This window comes from Pseudomonadota bacterium (assembly GCA_039196715.1).
GTDB lineage: Bacteria > Pseudomonadota > Gammaproteobacteria > CALCKW01 > CALCKW01 > CALCKW01.
In genome coordinates this window covers 49,805-66,275 of sequence record JBCCUP010000020.1, presented here as the reverse complement: position 1 = coordinate 66,275, position 16,471 = coordinate 49,805, and the positions used below count along the sequence as shown (strand labels likewise).

The window sequence follows — 16,471 nt, the reverse complement described above, 5'->3', positions numbered from 1 at the left end:
TGTGAGCTTGGCGCGCCAGAGCGCCTTGCCGCGTTTGTCTGCAGCGTGAACTTGAAAGACGGACTTTGCAATATCGACCCCAACGTGGGTAATGTGCATAACGGACTTCCTCCTCATCGTTTCGTTTCAATGGGTTACGTGAAAACACCATTGTGGTGCCCAGACACCGTCAGTCGAAAGGGTGGGGAGGAGTCCATCCCATTGTCGTCCTTGCCGGGCCGCGCAGGCAATGCAAGACGGCGCGAGTTGACTCAACGCTTGCGGGAATCGAGGCCAAGGCTTCGGCCGATGATTTCCTTCATGATCTCGGAGGTGCCGGCGTAGATACGGCTGACCCGGGCGTCGCGGTAGTGGCGCGTGATCTCGTACTCGTCCATGTAGCCCGCGCCGCCGTGCAACTGCAGGCACTCGTCGACCACCCGGCCCTCGACCTCGGACGTAAACAGCTTGGCCTCGGCGGCGAGTTCGGCTGTCAGCGCGTTCTCGAGGTGCTCCAGCACGCAGTGGTCGACCAGGCTCCAGGCGGCGTCGAGTTGCGTGCGGAGTTCGGCAAGTTTGAAGCGGGTGTTCTGAAACGCGCCAATCGGTTGTCCGAAGGCGTTGCGCTCGTTGACGAACGCCAGCGTGATCTCAAACGCGCGCTCGGCGCGTGCAGCGAATTGCACGGCGCCGCCGAGGCGCTCCTCGGCGAGGTTCAGCATCATGTTGCGGAAGCCGTCAGTCGCGCCACCGAGCACGTTGGCCTTCGGCACGGCGACCTTGTCGAAGAACAACTCCGAGGTGTCCTGGCCGTCGAGCCCGAGCTTCTTCAGGTTGCGGCCGCGCGTGAAGCCGGGCATGCCGCGCTCGACCAGGAACAGACCGATGCCGTGCGAGACGGTCGGGTCGGTGCGCGCCGCGACGATCACGAGGTCGGCGAGCTGGCCGTTGGAGATGTAGGTCTTGGCGCCGGTCAGTTCGAAGTGATCGCCCTTGTCCTCGGCCCGCGTGCTCACGCCGCCGAGGTCCGACCCGGTGCCGGGTTCGGTCATCGCGATGGCGAGCACGCAGCTGCCGTCACACACCCCCGGCAGAAAACGCTGTTTCTGTTCAGCGGAGCCGAGTGTGTGGAGGTAGGGCGCCACGATCCGGTTGTGCAGCGGCATGTAGAAACTGCTGTCGATGCGTGTGAGCTCTTCGATCAGGATCTGGTCGAAGCGGAAGTCGTCCAGACCCAGGCCGCCGTAGGCCGGGTCGACAAACATCGCGAGGTAGCCCGCCTCGCCGGCGGCGCGCCACACGGCGCGGTCCACCTGGCCCTGCTCACGCCAACGCTCGGCGTGCGGTGCCACGTGCTCGGCAACCCACTTGCGCGCGCTCTCACGGAAAATGATGTGCTCGTCGTCGAACAACCGTCGGCGGATCACGCCGCCACCGCCTGGCTGTTGCGCAGCGCCTCGAGCGCTGCGGGCCTGACCGCGAAACGCGGCCCGTGCGCCTCCGCGAGTTCGGCCGCACGCGCGGCGAAGGCGTCGATCCCGATGCCGCGGATGAACTGCAGGGCACCGCCGGTGTGCACCGGGAAGCCGATGGCGAAGATGCCCCCGAGGTTCGCCTCGATCTCCGTGCGCAACACCCCTTCCTCGAAACACCGCAAGGTCTCGATCGCCTGCCGGTAGAGCAGCCGCTCGACCGCGGCGTCGACACTGACCTCGCTGTTGCCGACGCGAAACTGCGACAGCCCGTCCCACAGGTGCTTGCCGCCGTCGGCGGTGTAGGTGTAAAACCCGCCGCCGTAGTGTCGACCGCCACGCCCTTGCTCGACCAGCTTGAACGCGACCGCCTGCGTCGCGGCGTTGTCGGCCGGAAAGCCGTTTTCCACACCCAGCCGCGCGTCGAGCGCCAGGTGGGTGTCGTGCACTTTTTTCGAGAGCACCATCGACACCTCGTCGTGCACCGCGAGTGGCCCGACCGGCATGCCGGCAATCCACGCGGCGCGTTCGATGGCGGGCGCCGAGAGCCCGTCGATCAGCAGCTGTTGGCCTTCGTCGAGGTAGGTGCCGAACACGCGCGAGGTGAAGAAACCGCGGCTGTCGTTGACCACGATCGGCATGTAGCCGATCTGCTGGACGTAGTCGTAGGCCTTGCGCAAGGTCACGTCGGCGGTCTTTTCACCGAGGATGATCTCGACCACCTTCATCTTGTCGACGGGTGAGAAGAAATGCAGCCCGATGAACCGTTCGGGTTCGGGGCAGCTCTCGGCGAGCAGTGAGATCGGCAGGGTCGAGGTGTTCGAGCCGTAGATACCGTCAGGCGCGAGTTTGGCAAAGGTCTCGGAAATCACACACTCTTTCAGCGCGACGTCCTCGTACACCGCCTCGATGATCAGGTCGGCCCCGGCAATCGCATCGGTGTGATCGACTGGCACGATGCGCTCGAGCAGCGCCGCCTTGTCGGCGTCGCGCAGTTGACCACGTGCCACGCGTTTGTCCGCGAGGCCTTCGGAGTAGGCCTTGCCGTGTTCGGCCTTGTCGAGGTCCGTGTCGTTGAGCCAGGTGTGCAGCCCACGAACGGCCTGTGCCCAGGCGATGCCACTGCCCATCATGCCGGCGCCGAGCACCGCGCCGCGTGTCGCGCGCCACCGTTCGCCCTCGGGCCGCACCTTGCCGCTCTTGATCGCCTGCTGGCCGAAGAAGAAGGTGGTGATGGCCGCCTTGCACTCCGGTGTGGTCAGCAACGAACAGATGCCGCGGCTCTCGACCCGGAGCGCAGTGTCGAAATCCATGCGCATGGCGTTCACGGCGATGTCGAGAATCTTCTCCGGTGCGGGCAGCAGGCCGCGAGTCTTGGCCGCGAGGCGCGCGCTCGCCACCGTCGCGATCTGCCGAATCTTCGGCGAGACAGCGCCTCCACCCGGGTAGCGGAAGCCTTTCTGGTCCCAGGGTTGGGTGTGTGCGTCGGGGTTAGCGCGAATCCACGCCTTGGCGGTGTCGATCAGCGTGTCGGGGTCGTCGACCAGCGCATCGACCAGACCGGCGGCGAGCGCCTTCTCGGGTTTGAGTTGCTTGCCCTCGAGCAACAGGGGCAACGCGGCCTCGAGGCCAATCAGGGCAGGCAACCGCACGACCCCGCCGGCACCGGGCAACAAGCCAAGGCCGACTTCCGGCAAACCGACGACCGCGTGTGGCGCATTCAACAGCACGCGGTGGTTGCAGGCGAGGCACAGCTCGTAGCCGCCGCCGAGCGCGGCGCCGTTGATCGCGGCCACCACCGGCACCGGCAGGCGTTCGAGCTCGCGATAGGCCCGTTTGTTCTCCTCGACCATGTGCAAGGTGTCGGCGTCGGCGGTGTCGATCGACAACAACAGCGTGAGATCGCCGCCGGCAAAGAACGTGTGCTTGGCCGAGGCGAATACCACGCCGCTCAGGGTGTCGAGCGCGCGCAGTCGCGCGAGCACGGCGTCCATTGCCGGCACGAACCGCGCGTTCATGGTGTTGGCCGACTGACCCTGCATGTCGAGGGTCACGGTGACGATGCCGTCGGCGTCGGGTTCGAAGTGAAAGTCACGCACGGCGCCGCCTCAGACCCGTTCGATGATGCTGGCGATGCCCATGCCGCCGCCGACGCACATGCAGATCAATGCGCGCTTCTGGTCGCGACGCTCCAGCTCGTCGAGCATGGTCGATACCAGGCAACCTCCGGTCGCACCGAGCGGGTGGCCCATGGCGATCGCGCCACCCACCACATTGAGCTTCTCGTCCGGCACGCCGAGGTCGCGTTGCAGGCGCAGTGCCACCGAGGCAAAGGCTTCGTTGATCTCCACGAGGTCGATGTCGTCCAGCGTGAGTCCGGCTTTGGCCAGCGCTTTGGTTGCGGCCGGACCGGGGCCGGTGAGCATGATGGTGGGGCAGGTCGCTGTCAGTGCCGTGGCCACCACGCGGCCACGCGGTGCCAGGCCGATGTCTTTCCCCGCCTGCTCGCTGCCGAGCAGGATCAGCGAGGCGCCGTCAACGATACCCGACGAGTTGCCGGCAGTGTGCACGTGCTCGATCGCCTCGACCTCGGGGTATTTCTTCAACGCCACGGCATCAAAGGCCATGTGTCCCATCGCCTCGAAACTCGGCTTCAGCGACGCCAGCGTCTGCATGCTGGTGTCAGGCTTGATGAAATCGTCTCGCTCGAGGATGGTGATGCCGTTGTCGTCGCGCACCGGCACAACCGATCGGTCGAACCAACCGCTGTCCCGCGCGTGCGCCGCGCGGCGCTGGCTTTCGACGGCGAAGGCGTCGACGTTCTCGCGGTTCCAACCCTCGATCGTCGCGATGAGGTCGGCGCCGATACCTTGCGGCACGAAGCCGGTCTGGATTGCGGTCTCCGGGTCCTCCGCGAACGGGCCACCGTCGGCACCCATCGGCACCCGGCTCATGCTCTCCACACCGCCTGCGCAGACGAGGTCTTCCCAGCCGCTGGCCACCTTCGCCGCCGCGGTGTTGAAGGTATCGAGACCCGACGCGCAAAACCGGTTCACCTGGGCACCGGGCACACTCTCGTCCCAGCCGGCCTTTTGCAGCGCAATCTTCGGTAGCACGGCGCCTTGCTCCATGACCGGGGCCACACAGCCGAGCATCACGTCGTCGACCCGCGCAGTGTCGAGGTCGTGGCGTTGCTGCATGGCGTCGAGCAGGGTGGTCACCAGGTTGATCGGCTTGACCTCGTGCAGGCTGCCGCCCGCCTTGCCCTTGGATCGGGGCGTGCGGATCGCATCGAAAATGTAGGCGGGTTCAGGCATGGCAGTTTCCGGGTACAGTGAGGCACGGGGTGGCACGGACCGTCATCGCACCCCGCGCTGTGGGAACGCGCGGCACAGCGGCCATCACCGCCTCGCCACAGTGTACCGAACCCCTTTGGACACGGGGCTGTGCACCGGCAGACTCAGTCGAGCGTTTCGCGCCGGTGGTTGATGTGAAACACCGTGACCCCGTACCGCTCGAGTGCCTTGACCGTGGCTTCCATGCTCTGACGACGCTGGTCGGAGGCGAGCGCCGCCTCGAGCGCGGCTTCGGACTCGTAGCCGTGCTGGATCATCAACAGCGACTGCTGCGGGGCAGCGGGCTCGAGCATGACCGGGACGTTGATCTGCACGCCGAGGCAGCCGGGGAAGGTCCGGATGATCGGCGCGACGGTGGTGCGCATGTACGCCTGGAACGCAGCGGCGTCCGCGTCCGATAACTCGCCCTCGAAATACGCGGTTCGTACGATCATGTGGCGGCCCTGGTCGGTGAGACAACGCCCGAAAGGTTACCGGTAACATTGAACCGCATCAACCGTGTGGCGTTTGGCGAAGAGGCTGGAGTGCCGTGTCGGACACCGCACCCGGTGCGGGCCGTACCGGGCCTGTGGGCAAGCGGCCCCGGTCGTCGCCCACCGGGTTGTCCTGCAGCGGCAAGCGCCGTGCAGAGCCGATCGGCCAGGACGGTGCCATTCAATTGCCGATCTGAACGCGGGGATGCCAGCTGTCGGCGTCGTCAAGTGGCCACGCGGGCTCGCGGAGGTACACCGCCCGGCCACTCAACAGGGTCGCGACGATGCCCAACGCGGCGATGTCGCGTGGCTGTGCGTCCAGCAGATCGCCGTCGATGATCGCGATGTCCGCCCTCTTCCCGACTTCAAGGGAGCCGGTCTTGTCGGCCTGGCGGAGTAACTTGGCCCCGTTGATTGTCATCATGTCGAGCACGTCCGCGCGCGACAGCGACGGGTGCTGCTCGAGCACGGTGGCGAGCTTGACCAGCGGCGAGAGCACGTCGGCGTCCCAGTCGCTGCTGAGGGTGATCGGCGCCTTGGCACGGTGCAACGCAGTCAGCGGCATGAGGTCGGGTGCCCGCACGCCGAGCAGGGACGCGATGTAGCGTTGGTAGCTGCCCGATTGCGCGCTCGGCGCGATCTGGAAGTCGGCAAACACGCCGAGCTCGGCAAACCGGTCACGGTCTGCCGGGTGCACCCGGTAGACGTGGGTCACACGGTGCGGGGCCGACCCGTCTGCAGCCGCCGCGATGGCGTCGAGCGCGGCGCGCACGCCAAGTTCGCCCGTCGCGTGAAAATGCAGGCTGAACCCCAGCGCTGACAAGTCGCGCACGTAACGCCGCAACACGGCCGTGTCAAAGTAGTCAAAGCCCGACGCGCCCGGCAACGACAGCCCGAGGTCGACTGCATAGGGCGAGGCCACGCGTCCGGTGGTTTGCGAGAGGATACCGTCGACGTAGATCTTCACCTGGTCGAAGCGGTGCAAGCCTGACTCACCGGCCGTCTTGAGCTGCTTGAGGCGGGCAATCTGGGCGTCCGGGTCACGATCCGGGTAAAGGTAGAGCGCGTTGCTCGCCCGCACGGTCAGACCTCCGGCCGCCTCGGTGCGTTGCCACACGCGGTGGTGGCCACGTGGCCAGTAGCCGCCGGCGTCGCTGACGGAGGTGATGCCGTGGCGTGCGAGCTCGGCCAGCGCGTCGGCAAACAGCTCGGTGGTTGTGTCGAGCCACTCAGCCTGCGGCAGCGCCGCGTCAATCAGCGTTTGCGCCGCAGACTCGAGCACCACGCCGTTGGGCTGCCCGCGCGCATCGCGCAGCACCAGACCGCCGGGCGGCGAGCCCGTGATGCGGTCGAAGCCCACGGCCGCGAGCGCGCGCGAGTTGGCCCAGGCACCGTGGCCGAGGTCATCAATCACCAACAGTGGCTTGTCGGCGACCACGGCATCCGCCAACGCGCGCGGGTCGGATACCGTCCGAAGCAAGGCCGCCATGTTGACACCCGCGGCGATGACCCAATCGTCCGCCGCCCAGTCGGCTGCGCACCGTCGTAGCTCTGTGCGGTAACGCGAGCCACTTCCAAACTGGGACACGGGGCAGAACACGCTGTTGACCCCGGCCTCGACGGCGTGCAGGTGCACATCGTGAAAACCCGGCAACACGGTGGCGCCGTCGAGGTCGATGCCGCCACCGTAACGGGCGCGCAACGAGTCGCTGTCGCCGACCGCGCGGATGACGCCGTCCGCGTCAAAGGCGATCGCCTCCACAACCCGCTGTTCGGCATCGGCGGTGTAGACGCTGGCGTTGTACAACACCTGCACTGGCCCGGCGGCGTGCACGCACAGCGGCATGAGCGCAACGAGGGCGGTCACCAGTGACCAAAACCGCAACTCAGGCACGGGACACCGACGGTCGCTGACCGGTCAGCGCGCATTCGATGCGCTCGACCGCGTCGCGCAAGGCGGCCAACAGCAGCTTGCGACGTGGCCCGTCCAACCGCTGCTCGGGCAACGCAACGGACACCGTGCCCGCCGGTGCGGTGTCGCCGGTAAAGAAGGCCATTGCAAAGCTCGACACGCCCAACTCGAAGGTGCTCTGGCAATGCGCATACCCGTGCGACGTCGCGGCGTCGACGGCAGCGCGCGTCGCCGCCTTGGATGTCGGCGTGTGCGGTGTGATCCGTGCGCGTCGGGTGCGCAAGGCCGCCTCGAGGCGAGCGGCATCGCAGGCCGCAAGGTAGGCGATGCCCGACGCTGTCGCGTGAAACGGCAGGGGCTGCGACGGCACGATGTTGATGATGTTGCCCCGGCTCGGCAGGGTGTACGCGAGGGTTGCCATGTGATCCGGCAGCGGCACGCTGATGTGCGCGGTCTCGTCGACGGTCCGGGTCAACCAGTCGGTCGTCTCCTGCGCGGCGCGCTTGAGTGGCACAGTGGCCTCGCGCACGCGTGCGAGCGCGAGAAAGCCCGGGCCGAGACGGTAGCCGCGCGTCACGGTCGACTGCTCGACGTACCCGTGCTTGATCAGTGCAACCAGCAAGCGTCGCGTTGCCGCTTTGTCGAGGTCCGCGAGGCGTGCGAGCTCCGTCAGTCCGACTTCGGTGCGCTCGGTGGTGAATTGGGCCAGCACGGTCATGGCCTTGTCGACGGTTTTCATGCGGGCGCGCGCTCGAGGTAGTCGACCGCGAGCGACAGCGCGGTGTCAATGACGCGTTGCTGGCGCACGGCTGCACCCGGTTCGTCGATGCGCGCCCGGATCCAGCCGATGTACGTCTGCGCGCGCATCACGCTGAACGCCGCCAGGTGCGCGGTGTCGATCGGACGCAGCGCGCGGTAACCCGCGATCAACGCGGCCTCCAGCCGCGGGTAGTCCGGTTCGGCCCGGTGTTTGAGCAGGGCGGTCGCGACATCGAACAGACGGTAGCCGAAGCCGCTGTCGTCAAAGTCGATCAGCGCCACGCCGTCGGGTGTGAGCAACACGTTCTCGGGCACCGCGTCGGCGTGGATCAGCCCGTAGTCGAGCGTCGATCCGTCCAACGCCGCCCGCAGGGCGTCTCGCACCCGGGCAAGCGTGCCGCGTTGCGCAGCGGTGAGCGCCGGGCTGTCGAGGTAGGGCCCCCAGAGCGGCGCGTCGCCGATCAGCCCGTCGAGGTCCCAGGCGCTGCGTTCGAAGCCACCCGGCAAGGCCCACGCGTCCGACGCCGCGTGCACGCGGGCGAGCGTCTGTCCGAGGCGGAAGAAGCACCCCTCTCGGTCCGCGTGGGCGAGCGGTGTGCCGCTTTGACCGAGCGGCTCTCCGTCGAGCCAGGTCAGCACGTCCACGGCGAACCCGTCCTGGTGCCGCAGCAGGCGTCCGTCGTCGCTCGGCACCGGGACCGGAACGGGCAAGCCTGCGCCGTGCAGGTGTTGCATCCAGTGGAGTTCCGACGCCAACGCCGCCGTGCGTTGGTAGCCCTGGCGGTGCACGCGCAACGCGAAACACGTGCCGGTGTCTGTCCGTACTCTGAAAACCGCGTTTTCCCGCTGCGCGAACAGCCGCAGGTCGGCGACGGACAGCGGCCACTGTGTCAACGCGCGGTGCGCGGTGTCGAGGCTCACGGGCGCAGCTCGACAGCCGATAGCACCCGGTCGAGGGTGTCGAGCAGCACGTCTGCGTCGGCGCGTGTGAACTGCAAGTTCGGCCGGATCTTGAGCGTGTTGTAGTGGATCCCCAGTTTGTTGAGCAGCACGCCCTCCTGTCGCATGGCGTTGGCGACGCGGTCGGTGAACGCGGTCGCCGGGGTCTTCGCGGACCTGTCCAACACCATCTCGGCGCCGAAGAAGAGGCCGGCGCCGCGCACGTCGCCGATGCAGGCATGCGTGTCGGCCAGCGCCCGCAACCCCGCCCGCGCGTAGTTGCCCACCTCGTGCGCTTGCGCCACCAGACCCTCCGCCTCGAGCACGTCGAGCACCGCCTCAGCGGCGGCGCAGGACACGGGGTTGCCGCCAAAGGTGTTGAAGTACCGAACGGACTCGCGAAACGCGGTCATGGTGTCGATCGTGGTGACCACACCGGCCACCGGGTGTCCGTTGCCCATCGGTTTGCCGAGGGTCACGATGTCGGGTGCGATGCCGGCTTTCTGGTGACCCCAGAAGTGGCTGCCGAGGCGGCCGAAGCCCGGTTGGACCTCGTCGGCGATCACGAGACCACCCGCCTCGTGCACGTGTTCGACCGCCGGTGCGAGGAAGCCGTCGCACAGATCCGGAAAGCCCTCGTTGCAGAAGTACGGGCAGACGATCAGCGCCGAAAACCCGTGCTCGGTTGCGTTGAGTGCGTCGATCTGCTGTTTCACCGCGGCCGCAAAGGCCGCCGCGTGGGCCGGGCCCGCCTCGCCGCCGAGCGGCCGGTAGCTGTCCGGCGCAGGCACGTGGGCGACGTGGTCACCCACCCCGGTCTCGGGTCGGTTGGTCATTGAGAGTTGCGCCACCGCGGTCGTGTTGCCGTGGTAGGTGTGGTCGGTCGCAATGACGCCGCGCTTGCCGTTGACCGACTCGGCCATACGCAGGGCGATGTCGTTGGCCTCCGAGCCGGTGCAGGTCAGGATCGCGGTGCCGAGACGCGCATCAAAGGTGGCGGTGAGTTTCTCGACGTAGCGCAGGATGCCGTCGTGCAGGTAGCGCGTGTGGGTGTTCAACGTCGCCGCCTGCCGCGCGATGGCCTCGACCACCGCCGGGTGGCAGTGGCCGACGTGCGGCACGTTGTTGTAGCAATCGAGGTAGCGGCGTCCGTCGGCATCCCATACCCACACGCCCTCGCCGCGCACGAGGTGCACCGGATTGTCGTAGAAGGTGCTGACCCGCGGGCCGAGCAGCCGTGCACGGTCGGCGAGCAGCGCAGCGGTGTCGCGTGTCACAGTTTGATCCACGCGGTCTTGAGGTCGACGAACTTGTCGAAGGCGTGCAGTGACTTGTCGTGTCCGTTGCCCGACTGCTTGACGCCCCCCAGCGGCACCGTCACGTCGGGCCCACCGTATGTGTTGACGTGGACCACACCGGTTTTCATCGCGCGCACCAGGCGGTGGGCGCGCCCGAGGTCGGCGGTCCAGACGCCACCAGCCAGGCCGTAAACCGTGCTGTTGGCCAGTGCAATTGCCTCGTCCTCGGTATCGAACGGCGTCACGGCGAGCACCGGGCCAAACACCTCCTGCTGGGCGACACTGTGGTGCTCGGCGACGTCCGTGAGGATGGTCGGTGCCATGTAGTAGCCGCCGGACGCCGCGTGCAAGCGGTCACCGCCCTGGTAGAGCGTGCCCCCCTCGTGCACGGCGGTCTCGACGCGCGCGAGGTTTTGCTCGAGCTGGGCGGCGTTGTTGATCGCGCCGATCTGGCTGCCGAGGTCGAGCGGGTCGCCCACGGTCATGGCCGCGCTCGCCGCGCCAAGCGCAGCGACAAAGTCGTCGTGGATGTCGCGTTGCACCAGCAGCCGGGAACCGGCCACGCAGACCTGCCCGGCGTTTCGAAAGATCCCGGCGGCGCTGACGCGTGCCGCGTCATCGAGATCACGTGCGTCGTTGAACACCACGTTGGCCGACTTGCCGCCGAGTTCGAGGTAACAGCGCTTGAGGTTGCTTTCAGCCGCCGCGGTGAGCAGCCGACGGCCCGTGGCGCCCGAGCCGGTGAACACCACAACGTCGACGTCCATCGAGCGCGCCAGCGTGTCGCCCACCACTTCGCCCGTACCGGTGACCACGTTCAACACACCCGGGGGCACGCCGGCCTCCAGTGCCAGTTCCGCGAGGCGCAACACGCTCAGCGACGCGGTCTCGGCGGGTTTCAGCACCACCGAGTTGCCGGCGGCCAAGGCCGGGCCGAGCTTCCAGGCACCGATCATCAGCGGGAAATTCCACGGGATGATGGCGGCGACCACGCCGACAGGCTCGCGGTGGACCAGGCCGAGAAAAGCCGGATCGGTCGGCGCGATCTCACCGTACAGCTTGTCGATTGCCTCGGCGTAGTAGCGCAGCGTCGCCACCGCCGAACCGGCCTCGGCCTTGATCGCCATGCCGATCTCGGTGCCGTTGTCGCGCACTCCGAGCACGGTCAGGGCGAGCGCCTCGGCCTCGATCAGATCGGCCCAACGCAGCATGATCCGCTTGCGGGCCGCCGGCGGCAGGTTGCGCCAACGGCCGTCGTCGAAGGCCGCCCGCGCGGCGGCAACGGCCCGCGCCGCGTCCCCGGCGGTGCCTGCTGCGGTGGTCGTCAGAACGCGACCGTCGATCGGCGATAGCACCTCGTGCACGCCACCGTCCTGGCTGGGCCCGATCTGGCCGTCGATCAAGAGCCCGCGCGGGGCCACGGGTTCGACACGCAAGGCGTCGATGTCGGTTTGCTTCACTGCGTTCACCTGAACTGGGTGTCGTGGATGTCGGTGTCCTGATCGGCCTTGGCCAGCCGCTGCCGGTGCTCACGCCGCAGCGTCACCACGTGCATCACCAGGACGTAGACGATCGCCAGAAAGAGCAGGGCGGCGATCGGGCGGTTGACGAAATCGAGCGGCGAACTGACCCGCATCATCGCCGTGCGCAGCTTGGCTTCCATGATCCCACCGAGCACCATGCCGAGAACGATCGGCACGGTTGGCAGGTTGAGCCGGCGGAGAATCAGGCCGAGAAAGCCGAAACTCGACGCCACCATGCAATCGATCACCGAGTTGCGTATCGAGTAGACCCCGATGAACGCGAGCGTCAGGATCATCATGCCGAGGTAACGGGTCGGGATCTGGATGATCTTGGTCAGGAGGTTGGTGGCCGAGAGCAGAAAGAGCACGACGATCACGTTCAGGATCATCAGCGACACGTAGAGCGCGTAGACGAAATCGAGCTGAGTCTCAAACAGCTGTGGCCCCGGGATGACGTTGTGCACGTAGAAGACCGACAACATCATCGCGGTCAGCGCCTCCCCTGGAATGCCAAGCGCGAGCAAGGGAATCAAGGCAGCCGGTGGCACCGAGTTGTTGGCGGCCTCGGAGGCGACCAACCCCTCCGGCGCGCCGTCGCCGAAGGCCTCGGGGGTCTTCGAGGTGCGCCGTGCATAGGTGTAGGAGAGGAATTGCGAGGTGAACTCGCCGACGCCAGGGATCATCCCCATCATGACGCCGAAACTCGAGCCCACGGTGGCGATGCGCCGAAACAACCAGATGTCCTTCAGCCCGCTGAACAAGCTGCCTTCGACGCGTTGCGGCTTGGGCGTCTGATCGTCCTCGACCAACAACAGGAAAGCCTGACTCAGCGCAAACAGGCCGAGCACGACGACGATCAGGTCGAAGCCGCCGGTCAACCAGGACTGCCCGAAGGTCATCTGTTTCTGGTAGGTGACGGGGTTCAAGCCGACCGTGTTGAGCAGCATGCCAAAGGCCGCCAGCATGCCGGCGGCAAAGACCTGCCCGCGGTGCGCGAGCACCACCAGCACGATCCCGAGCAGGGCGGCGAGGAAAATTTCGCGACTGCCGAAGTGCGGGGCCACCAGCGCGAGCAGCGGCGACAGAAACATCAGACAGGAAATGCCGAACAAGCCCCCCCAAAACGACGCGGAATAAGCGAGCGACAGCGCGCGCCGCGCCTCGCCGCGCCGGGTCATCGGGTAACCGTCGTAGGTGGTCAGGGCGTTGACTGCAGTGCCGGGCGTGTTGATGAGAATGGCAGGGATGGCCCCGCCGTACATCGACGAACCGTAGATGCCGAGCAACAGAGTCAAACCGACGATGGGGTCCATCGAGAAGGTTGCGGGCAGCAGGATGGCGATGGCGACAGCCGCGCCGACACCCGGGATCGCGCCAATGATGACCCCACCGACCGAACCGACCACCAGCGCCAGCGCCACATCCCAGCGCAGAAGCAGTTCGATCCCCGAGAGCAACGCGTCCATCGATCGGCCTCAGAAGTAGGTGAGCATGAGGGTGCGCAGCGCCGATGGCAGGTATTCGTAGAGCTGCCCGCCGGGCACCTTGACCTGCAAAAAGCTCTTGAACACCACCACGACACACACCGAGAAGAACGCGGTCAGCGCCAGTGCCCTGCGGGAGCGGTAGCCGAGCCGGACCGTCAGGCTCAGCGTGAACACCAGGGTCGCAAGCAAGTAACCCAGCACCGGCGCGATGACAACGTAGGCGAGAAACCACACGGCGTATTCGATCGAGCGCAGCCAGAGCCAGACCTCGCGCCAGCGGCCTTCGAGTGCCTCGGACACCAGGCTGCTGAACACGTGGAGCACCGCAAACAACAGCATCGCGTAGGCCGCCACGTGCACATAGAAGGCCGGTTTTGCAAACAGGCTGCCGCGGCCGGACAACGTGGCCTCGGTGGGCAGCGAGTAGACGATGAAGACGGCAAAGACGAGAAACGCCAAGCCAAACACCAGGTCGCCTGGCCGGCGATAGCGTCTGAAGAGGTCTTGCAGCGTGCGTGCTTTGATCATCGCCCCTCCCGGGTCGGCGTTGCCGCAGCGTAGGGCACCGGCGCATCGTGCCACAGACACCCGTGCTGCGCCTCGCGCACCCCACGTGGTGGGCCATTGTGCAACACCGGCAGGTTCACTATTGTCACCCTAAGTGCATTATATTGTGAACCGCACCGGGCTCTGTCAAGCTTTGGCACTGAAGCCGCGAGGTAGCGCACACACCGCCATGCCAGCGCGGGATTCGCCCAAGGACCCAGCCCATGCCGACGACGCCACCCGTCCGCGCACGCACACGCGCGCGTCTCCCCGACCACGCGCCGGTCGTCATTGTCGGTGGCGGCATCATCGGCGTGTCCATCCTCTACCACCTCGCGCAACGCGGCGTGTCGGCGATGCTGCTCGAGCGCAAAAAGCTCGGCAGTGGCACCACCTGGCACGCCGCCGGCATTGTCGGGCAGCTGCGCGACAGCTCGGCCCAGACCGAGCTTGGCAAGTACACAGCACGGCTGTTCCGCGAGCTCGAGGTCGAAACCGGCCAGGCGACCGGGTACAGACAAAACGGCACGATCAACCTCGCCCTCGGCGCCGTCCGCCACGAGCAACTCCGACGCAGCCACGACCACGCGGCCCGCATGGGCATCCCCTCGCGCCTGCTGTCACCCGAGGAGGTGGCGGAACGTTGGCCGGGCATTCGCACCGACGATGTCGTATCCGGCTTTCACGTGCCGTCAAACGGCCAGGTCAACCCCCTCGACGTGACCACCGCACTGGCGCGGGGCGCGCGCGCGCACGGCGCAACGATCTCTGAACACACCGCCGCCGTGCGGCTCGAGATCGACGGCGGCCGGGTGCGCGGCGTCGTGACCGACCGCGGCGAGATTCGCTGCGACCAGGTGGTGCTGGCGGCCGGCATGTGGTCGCACCGGTTTGCCAAGGCCCACGGCATCACGGTGCCGCTGCACGCCGCGGAACACTTCTACATCGTCACCGAGCCGGTGGCCGGCTTGGCCCCGGACCAGCCCGTTCTCAACATCAGCGAAGAGCGCACGTACTGGAAGGAAGACGCCGGCAAGCTGTTGATCGGCGGGTTCGAAGCCGCCGGCAAGGCCTGGGCCGTCGACGGCATCCCGGCGGACTTCGAATTCGACGAGCTGCCGTTCGACATGGCGCACGTCGAACCCGAACTCGAGCGCATGTTCGCACGCATGCCGGCCCTCGCGGACCTCGGCATCCGGACCTTCTTCAACGGACCCGAGAGTTTCACGCCGGACGGCCGTCCCTACCTCGGGCCCGTGCCCGAGGTCAGCGGTGTGTTCGTCGCCACCGGCATGAACTCCAACGGCATCCTCAACTCGGGCGGCGTCGGCCTGACACTCGCCGAGTGGCTGATTGACGGTCACCCCTCGCGATCGATGGGACCGTTGCTGGCTAACCGGGCCCACCGGTTCCAGTGCAACACGCGCTACAACCGCACGCGCGCAGCCGAGAGCGTCGGGTTTCACTACGGGCTCGCCTGGGCCGGGCGGCAGGTCCACTCAGCCCGGGGCATACGCACGCTGCCGCTGCACAGACAACTCGTGGACGCCGGTGCCGCCATGGCGGAACGCGCGGGTTGGGAAGTGCCGATGTATTTCGACCACCACCGCCCGGCGCGGCCGTGGTCCGACACCCCGAGCCTCGGCTGGAAGCCCTGGTCGAACGCGGTGCGTGACGAGTGCCTGGCCGCCCGCGATGCCGCGGTCCTGGTCGACCAGTCGATGTACGCAAAGTACGAGGTGCAGGGCGCGGATGCGGTCCACGCCCTGAACCGCGTATGCTGCGCGGAACTCGATGTGCCGGTCGGCACCTCCGTGTACACGCCCTTCTTGAACGCGCGCGGCGGCATCGAAGCCGACCTGACGGTCGTTCGCCTCGCGAGCGAGCGCTTCCTCGTCATCACCGGTCACCCGAGCCAACAACGCGATCTCGCCTGGCTGCGCCAGCACATCGCGCCCGGGCAGCGCGTGGCGGTGTTCGATGCCACTGCCGCCTACGGCCTGCTGAGCGTGCACGGGCCGGCCGCACGGGCGGTGCTGCAATCGCTCTCGGACGACGACCTCGACCTGCCATTCGGCGCCGCTGCCGAATGCGACATCGCACACGCGCGGGCCTGGGCCATTCGCCGGTCCTTTGTCGGCGAGCTCGGTTTCGAGCTGCTGCTGTCGACCGAGTTCACCTGCGGCGTCTACAGCGCGCTGCGCGCTGCAGGCGAGGCCCACGGCCTGCGACACATGGGCATGTTCGCGCTCAACGCCTGCCGGATCGAGAAAGGCTTCCTGCACTTCGGCCACGACATCGGCGAGGACGATACCCCGTTCGAGGCCGGGCTGGGCTTCACCGTTCGATTCGACAAAGCCGACTTCATCGGCCGCGAGGCGCTGTACCGACACCGCGCCGAGGACGGCGGGGCACCGCGGAACCGGGTGGTCTGTGCGCGCGCGCCCGGGCTCACCGCCGAGCGGGGACCCTACCTGATCCACAACGAGCCGGTGTGGCGCGCGGGCGAGTGCATCGGACACATCACCTCGGGCGACTGGGGACACCGGCTCGACGCCATGGTCGGCCTCGCCGCCGTGCACGCAGACCAGGGGGTTACGGACGTCTGGCTAGGCGACGCACCGTGCACCGTGCAGATCGCCGGCGAGCACGTGCCCATCGATCTTCAACTCAAGCCGTTCTACGATCCCACTGGCGCGCGCATGCGCGCTTGAGCCAACAAGAGGC

General features: G+C 67.2%; 12 protein-coding genes. 1 reads left to right on the top strand and 11 read right to left on the bottom strand.

Features of this window, described 5'->3' with window-relative positions; all coding sequences use genetic code 11:
* Positions 1-251 precede the first annotated feature (251 nt).
* The 11 genes from AAGA11_09435 to AAGA11_09385 form a co-directional block, all read right to left on the bottom strand.
* On the bottom strand, positions 252-1,403 hold the full coding sequence (locus tag AAGA11_09435) for an acyl-CoA dehydrogenase family protein (protein MEM9603073.1): 1,152 nt from the start codon (positions 1,401-1,403) through the stop codon (positions 252-254).
* Complete coding sequence (locus AAGA11_09430; GenBank protein MEM9603072.1) at positions 1,403-3,550, bottom strand: 3-hydroxyacyl-CoA dehydrogenase NAD-binding domain-containing protein; 2,148 nt, start codon at positions 3,548-3,550, stop codon at positions 1,403-1,405. The genes AAGA11_09435 and AAGA11_09430 overlap by 1 nt, the downstream gene beginning before the upstream one ends.
* Before the next feature lie 9 nt (positions 3,551-3,559).
* Positions 3,560-4,768, bottom strand: coding sequence for an acetyl-CoA C-acetyltransferase (locus AAGA11_09425; protein ID MEM9603071.1), 1,209 nt, complete (start codon positions 4,766-4,768; stop codon positions 3,560-3,562).
* 143 nt (positions 4,769-4,911) lie between these two features.
* On the bottom strand, positions 4,912-5,241 hold the full coding sequence (locus tag AAGA11_09420) for a hypothetical protein (protein ID MEM9603070.1): 330 nt from the start codon (positions 5,239-5,241) through the stop codon (positions 4,912-4,914).
* Between the two features lie 220 nt (positions 5,242-5,461).
* Positions 5,462-7,147 (bottom strand): amidohydrolase family protein, encoded by a 1,686-nt coding sequence (locus AAGA11_09415; protein ID MEM9603069.1) that lies wholly within the window; start codon positions 7,145-7,147, stop codon positions 5,462-5,464.
* 19 nt (positions 7,148-7,166) lie between these two features.
* The gene (locus AAGA11_09410) at positions 7,167-7,931 is read right to left on the bottom strand and encodes an IclR family transcriptional regulator (protein ID MEM9603068.1); all 765 of its coding nucleotides are present in this window, start codon (positions 7,929-7,931) and stop codon (positions 7,167-7,169) included.
* Entirely contained in the window at positions 7,928-8,872 is a 945-nt protein-coding gene (locus tag AAGA11_09405; GenBank protein ID MEM9603067.1) for a phosphotransferase, read from the bottom strand. The genes AAGA11_09410 and AAGA11_09405 overlap by 4 nt, the downstream gene beginning before the upstream one ends.
* Entirely contained in the window at positions 8,869-10,167 is a 1,299-nt protein-coding gene (locus AAGA11_09400) for an aminotransferase class III-fold pyridoxal phosphate-dependent enzyme (protein MEM9603066.1), read from the bottom strand. Before AAGA11_09400 ends, AAGA11_09405 begins: the two co-directional genes overlap by 4 nt.
* Positions 10,164-11,648 carry an aldehyde dehydrogenase family protein gene (locus AAGA11_09395; protein MEM9603065.1) on the bottom strand — a complete coding sequence of 495 codons (1,485 nt, stop codon included), beginning with the start codon at positions 11,646-11,648 and terminating at the stop codon, positions 10,164-10,166. Before AAGA11_09395 ends, AAGA11_09400 begins: the two co-directional genes overlap by 4 nt.
* A gap of 5 nt (positions 11,649-11,653) precedes the next feature.
* Entirely contained in the window at positions 11,654-13,177 is a 1,524-nt protein-coding gene (locus AAGA11_09390) for a tripartite tricarboxylate transporter permease (protein ID MEM9603064.1), read from the bottom strand.
* A 9-nt stretch (positions 13,178-13,186) separates the two neighbouring features.
* Positions 13,187-13,726, bottom strand: a complete 540-nt coding sequence (locus AAGA11_09385) for a tripartite tricarboxylate transporter TctB family protein (GenBank protein MEM9603063.1) — start codon at positions 13,724-13,726, stop codon at positions 13,187-13,189.
* 242 nt (positions 13,727-13,968) lie between these two features.
* Between AAGA11_09385 and AAGA11_09380 the strand changes: the two genes are divergently transcribed.
* Entirely contained in the window at positions 13,969-16,458 is a 2,490-nt protein-coding gene (locus AAGA11_09380) for an FAD-dependent oxidoreductase (GenBank protein MEM9603062.1), read from the top strand.
* Positions 16,459-16,471: the final 13 nt, after the last annotated feature.

Coding starts and splice junctions, on each gene's coding strand:
- AAGA11_09385 (MEM9603063.1), bottom strand. CDS start 13,726: ATGATCAAAGCACGCACGCTGCAAGACCTCTTCAGACGCTATCGCCGG.
- AAGA11_09420 (MEM9603070.1), bottom strand. CDS start 5,241: ATGATCGTACGAACCGCGTATTTCGAGGGCGAGTTATCGGACGCGGAC.
- AAGA11_09410 (MEM9603068.1), bottom strand. CDS start 7,931: ATGAAAACCGTCGACAAGGCCATGACCGTGCTGGCCCAATTCACCACC.
- AAGA11_09380 (MEM9603062.1), top strand. CDS start 13,969: ATGCCGACGACGCCACCCGTCCGCGCACGCACACGCGCGCGTCTCCCC.
- AAGA11_09425 (MEM9603071.1), bottom strand. CDS start 4,768: ATGCCTGAACCCGCCTACATTTTCGATGCGATCCGCACGCCCCGATCC.
- AAGA11_09390 (MEM9603064.1), bottom strand. CDS start 13,177: ATGGACGCGTTGCTCTCGGGGATCGAACTGCTTCTGCGCTGGGATGTG.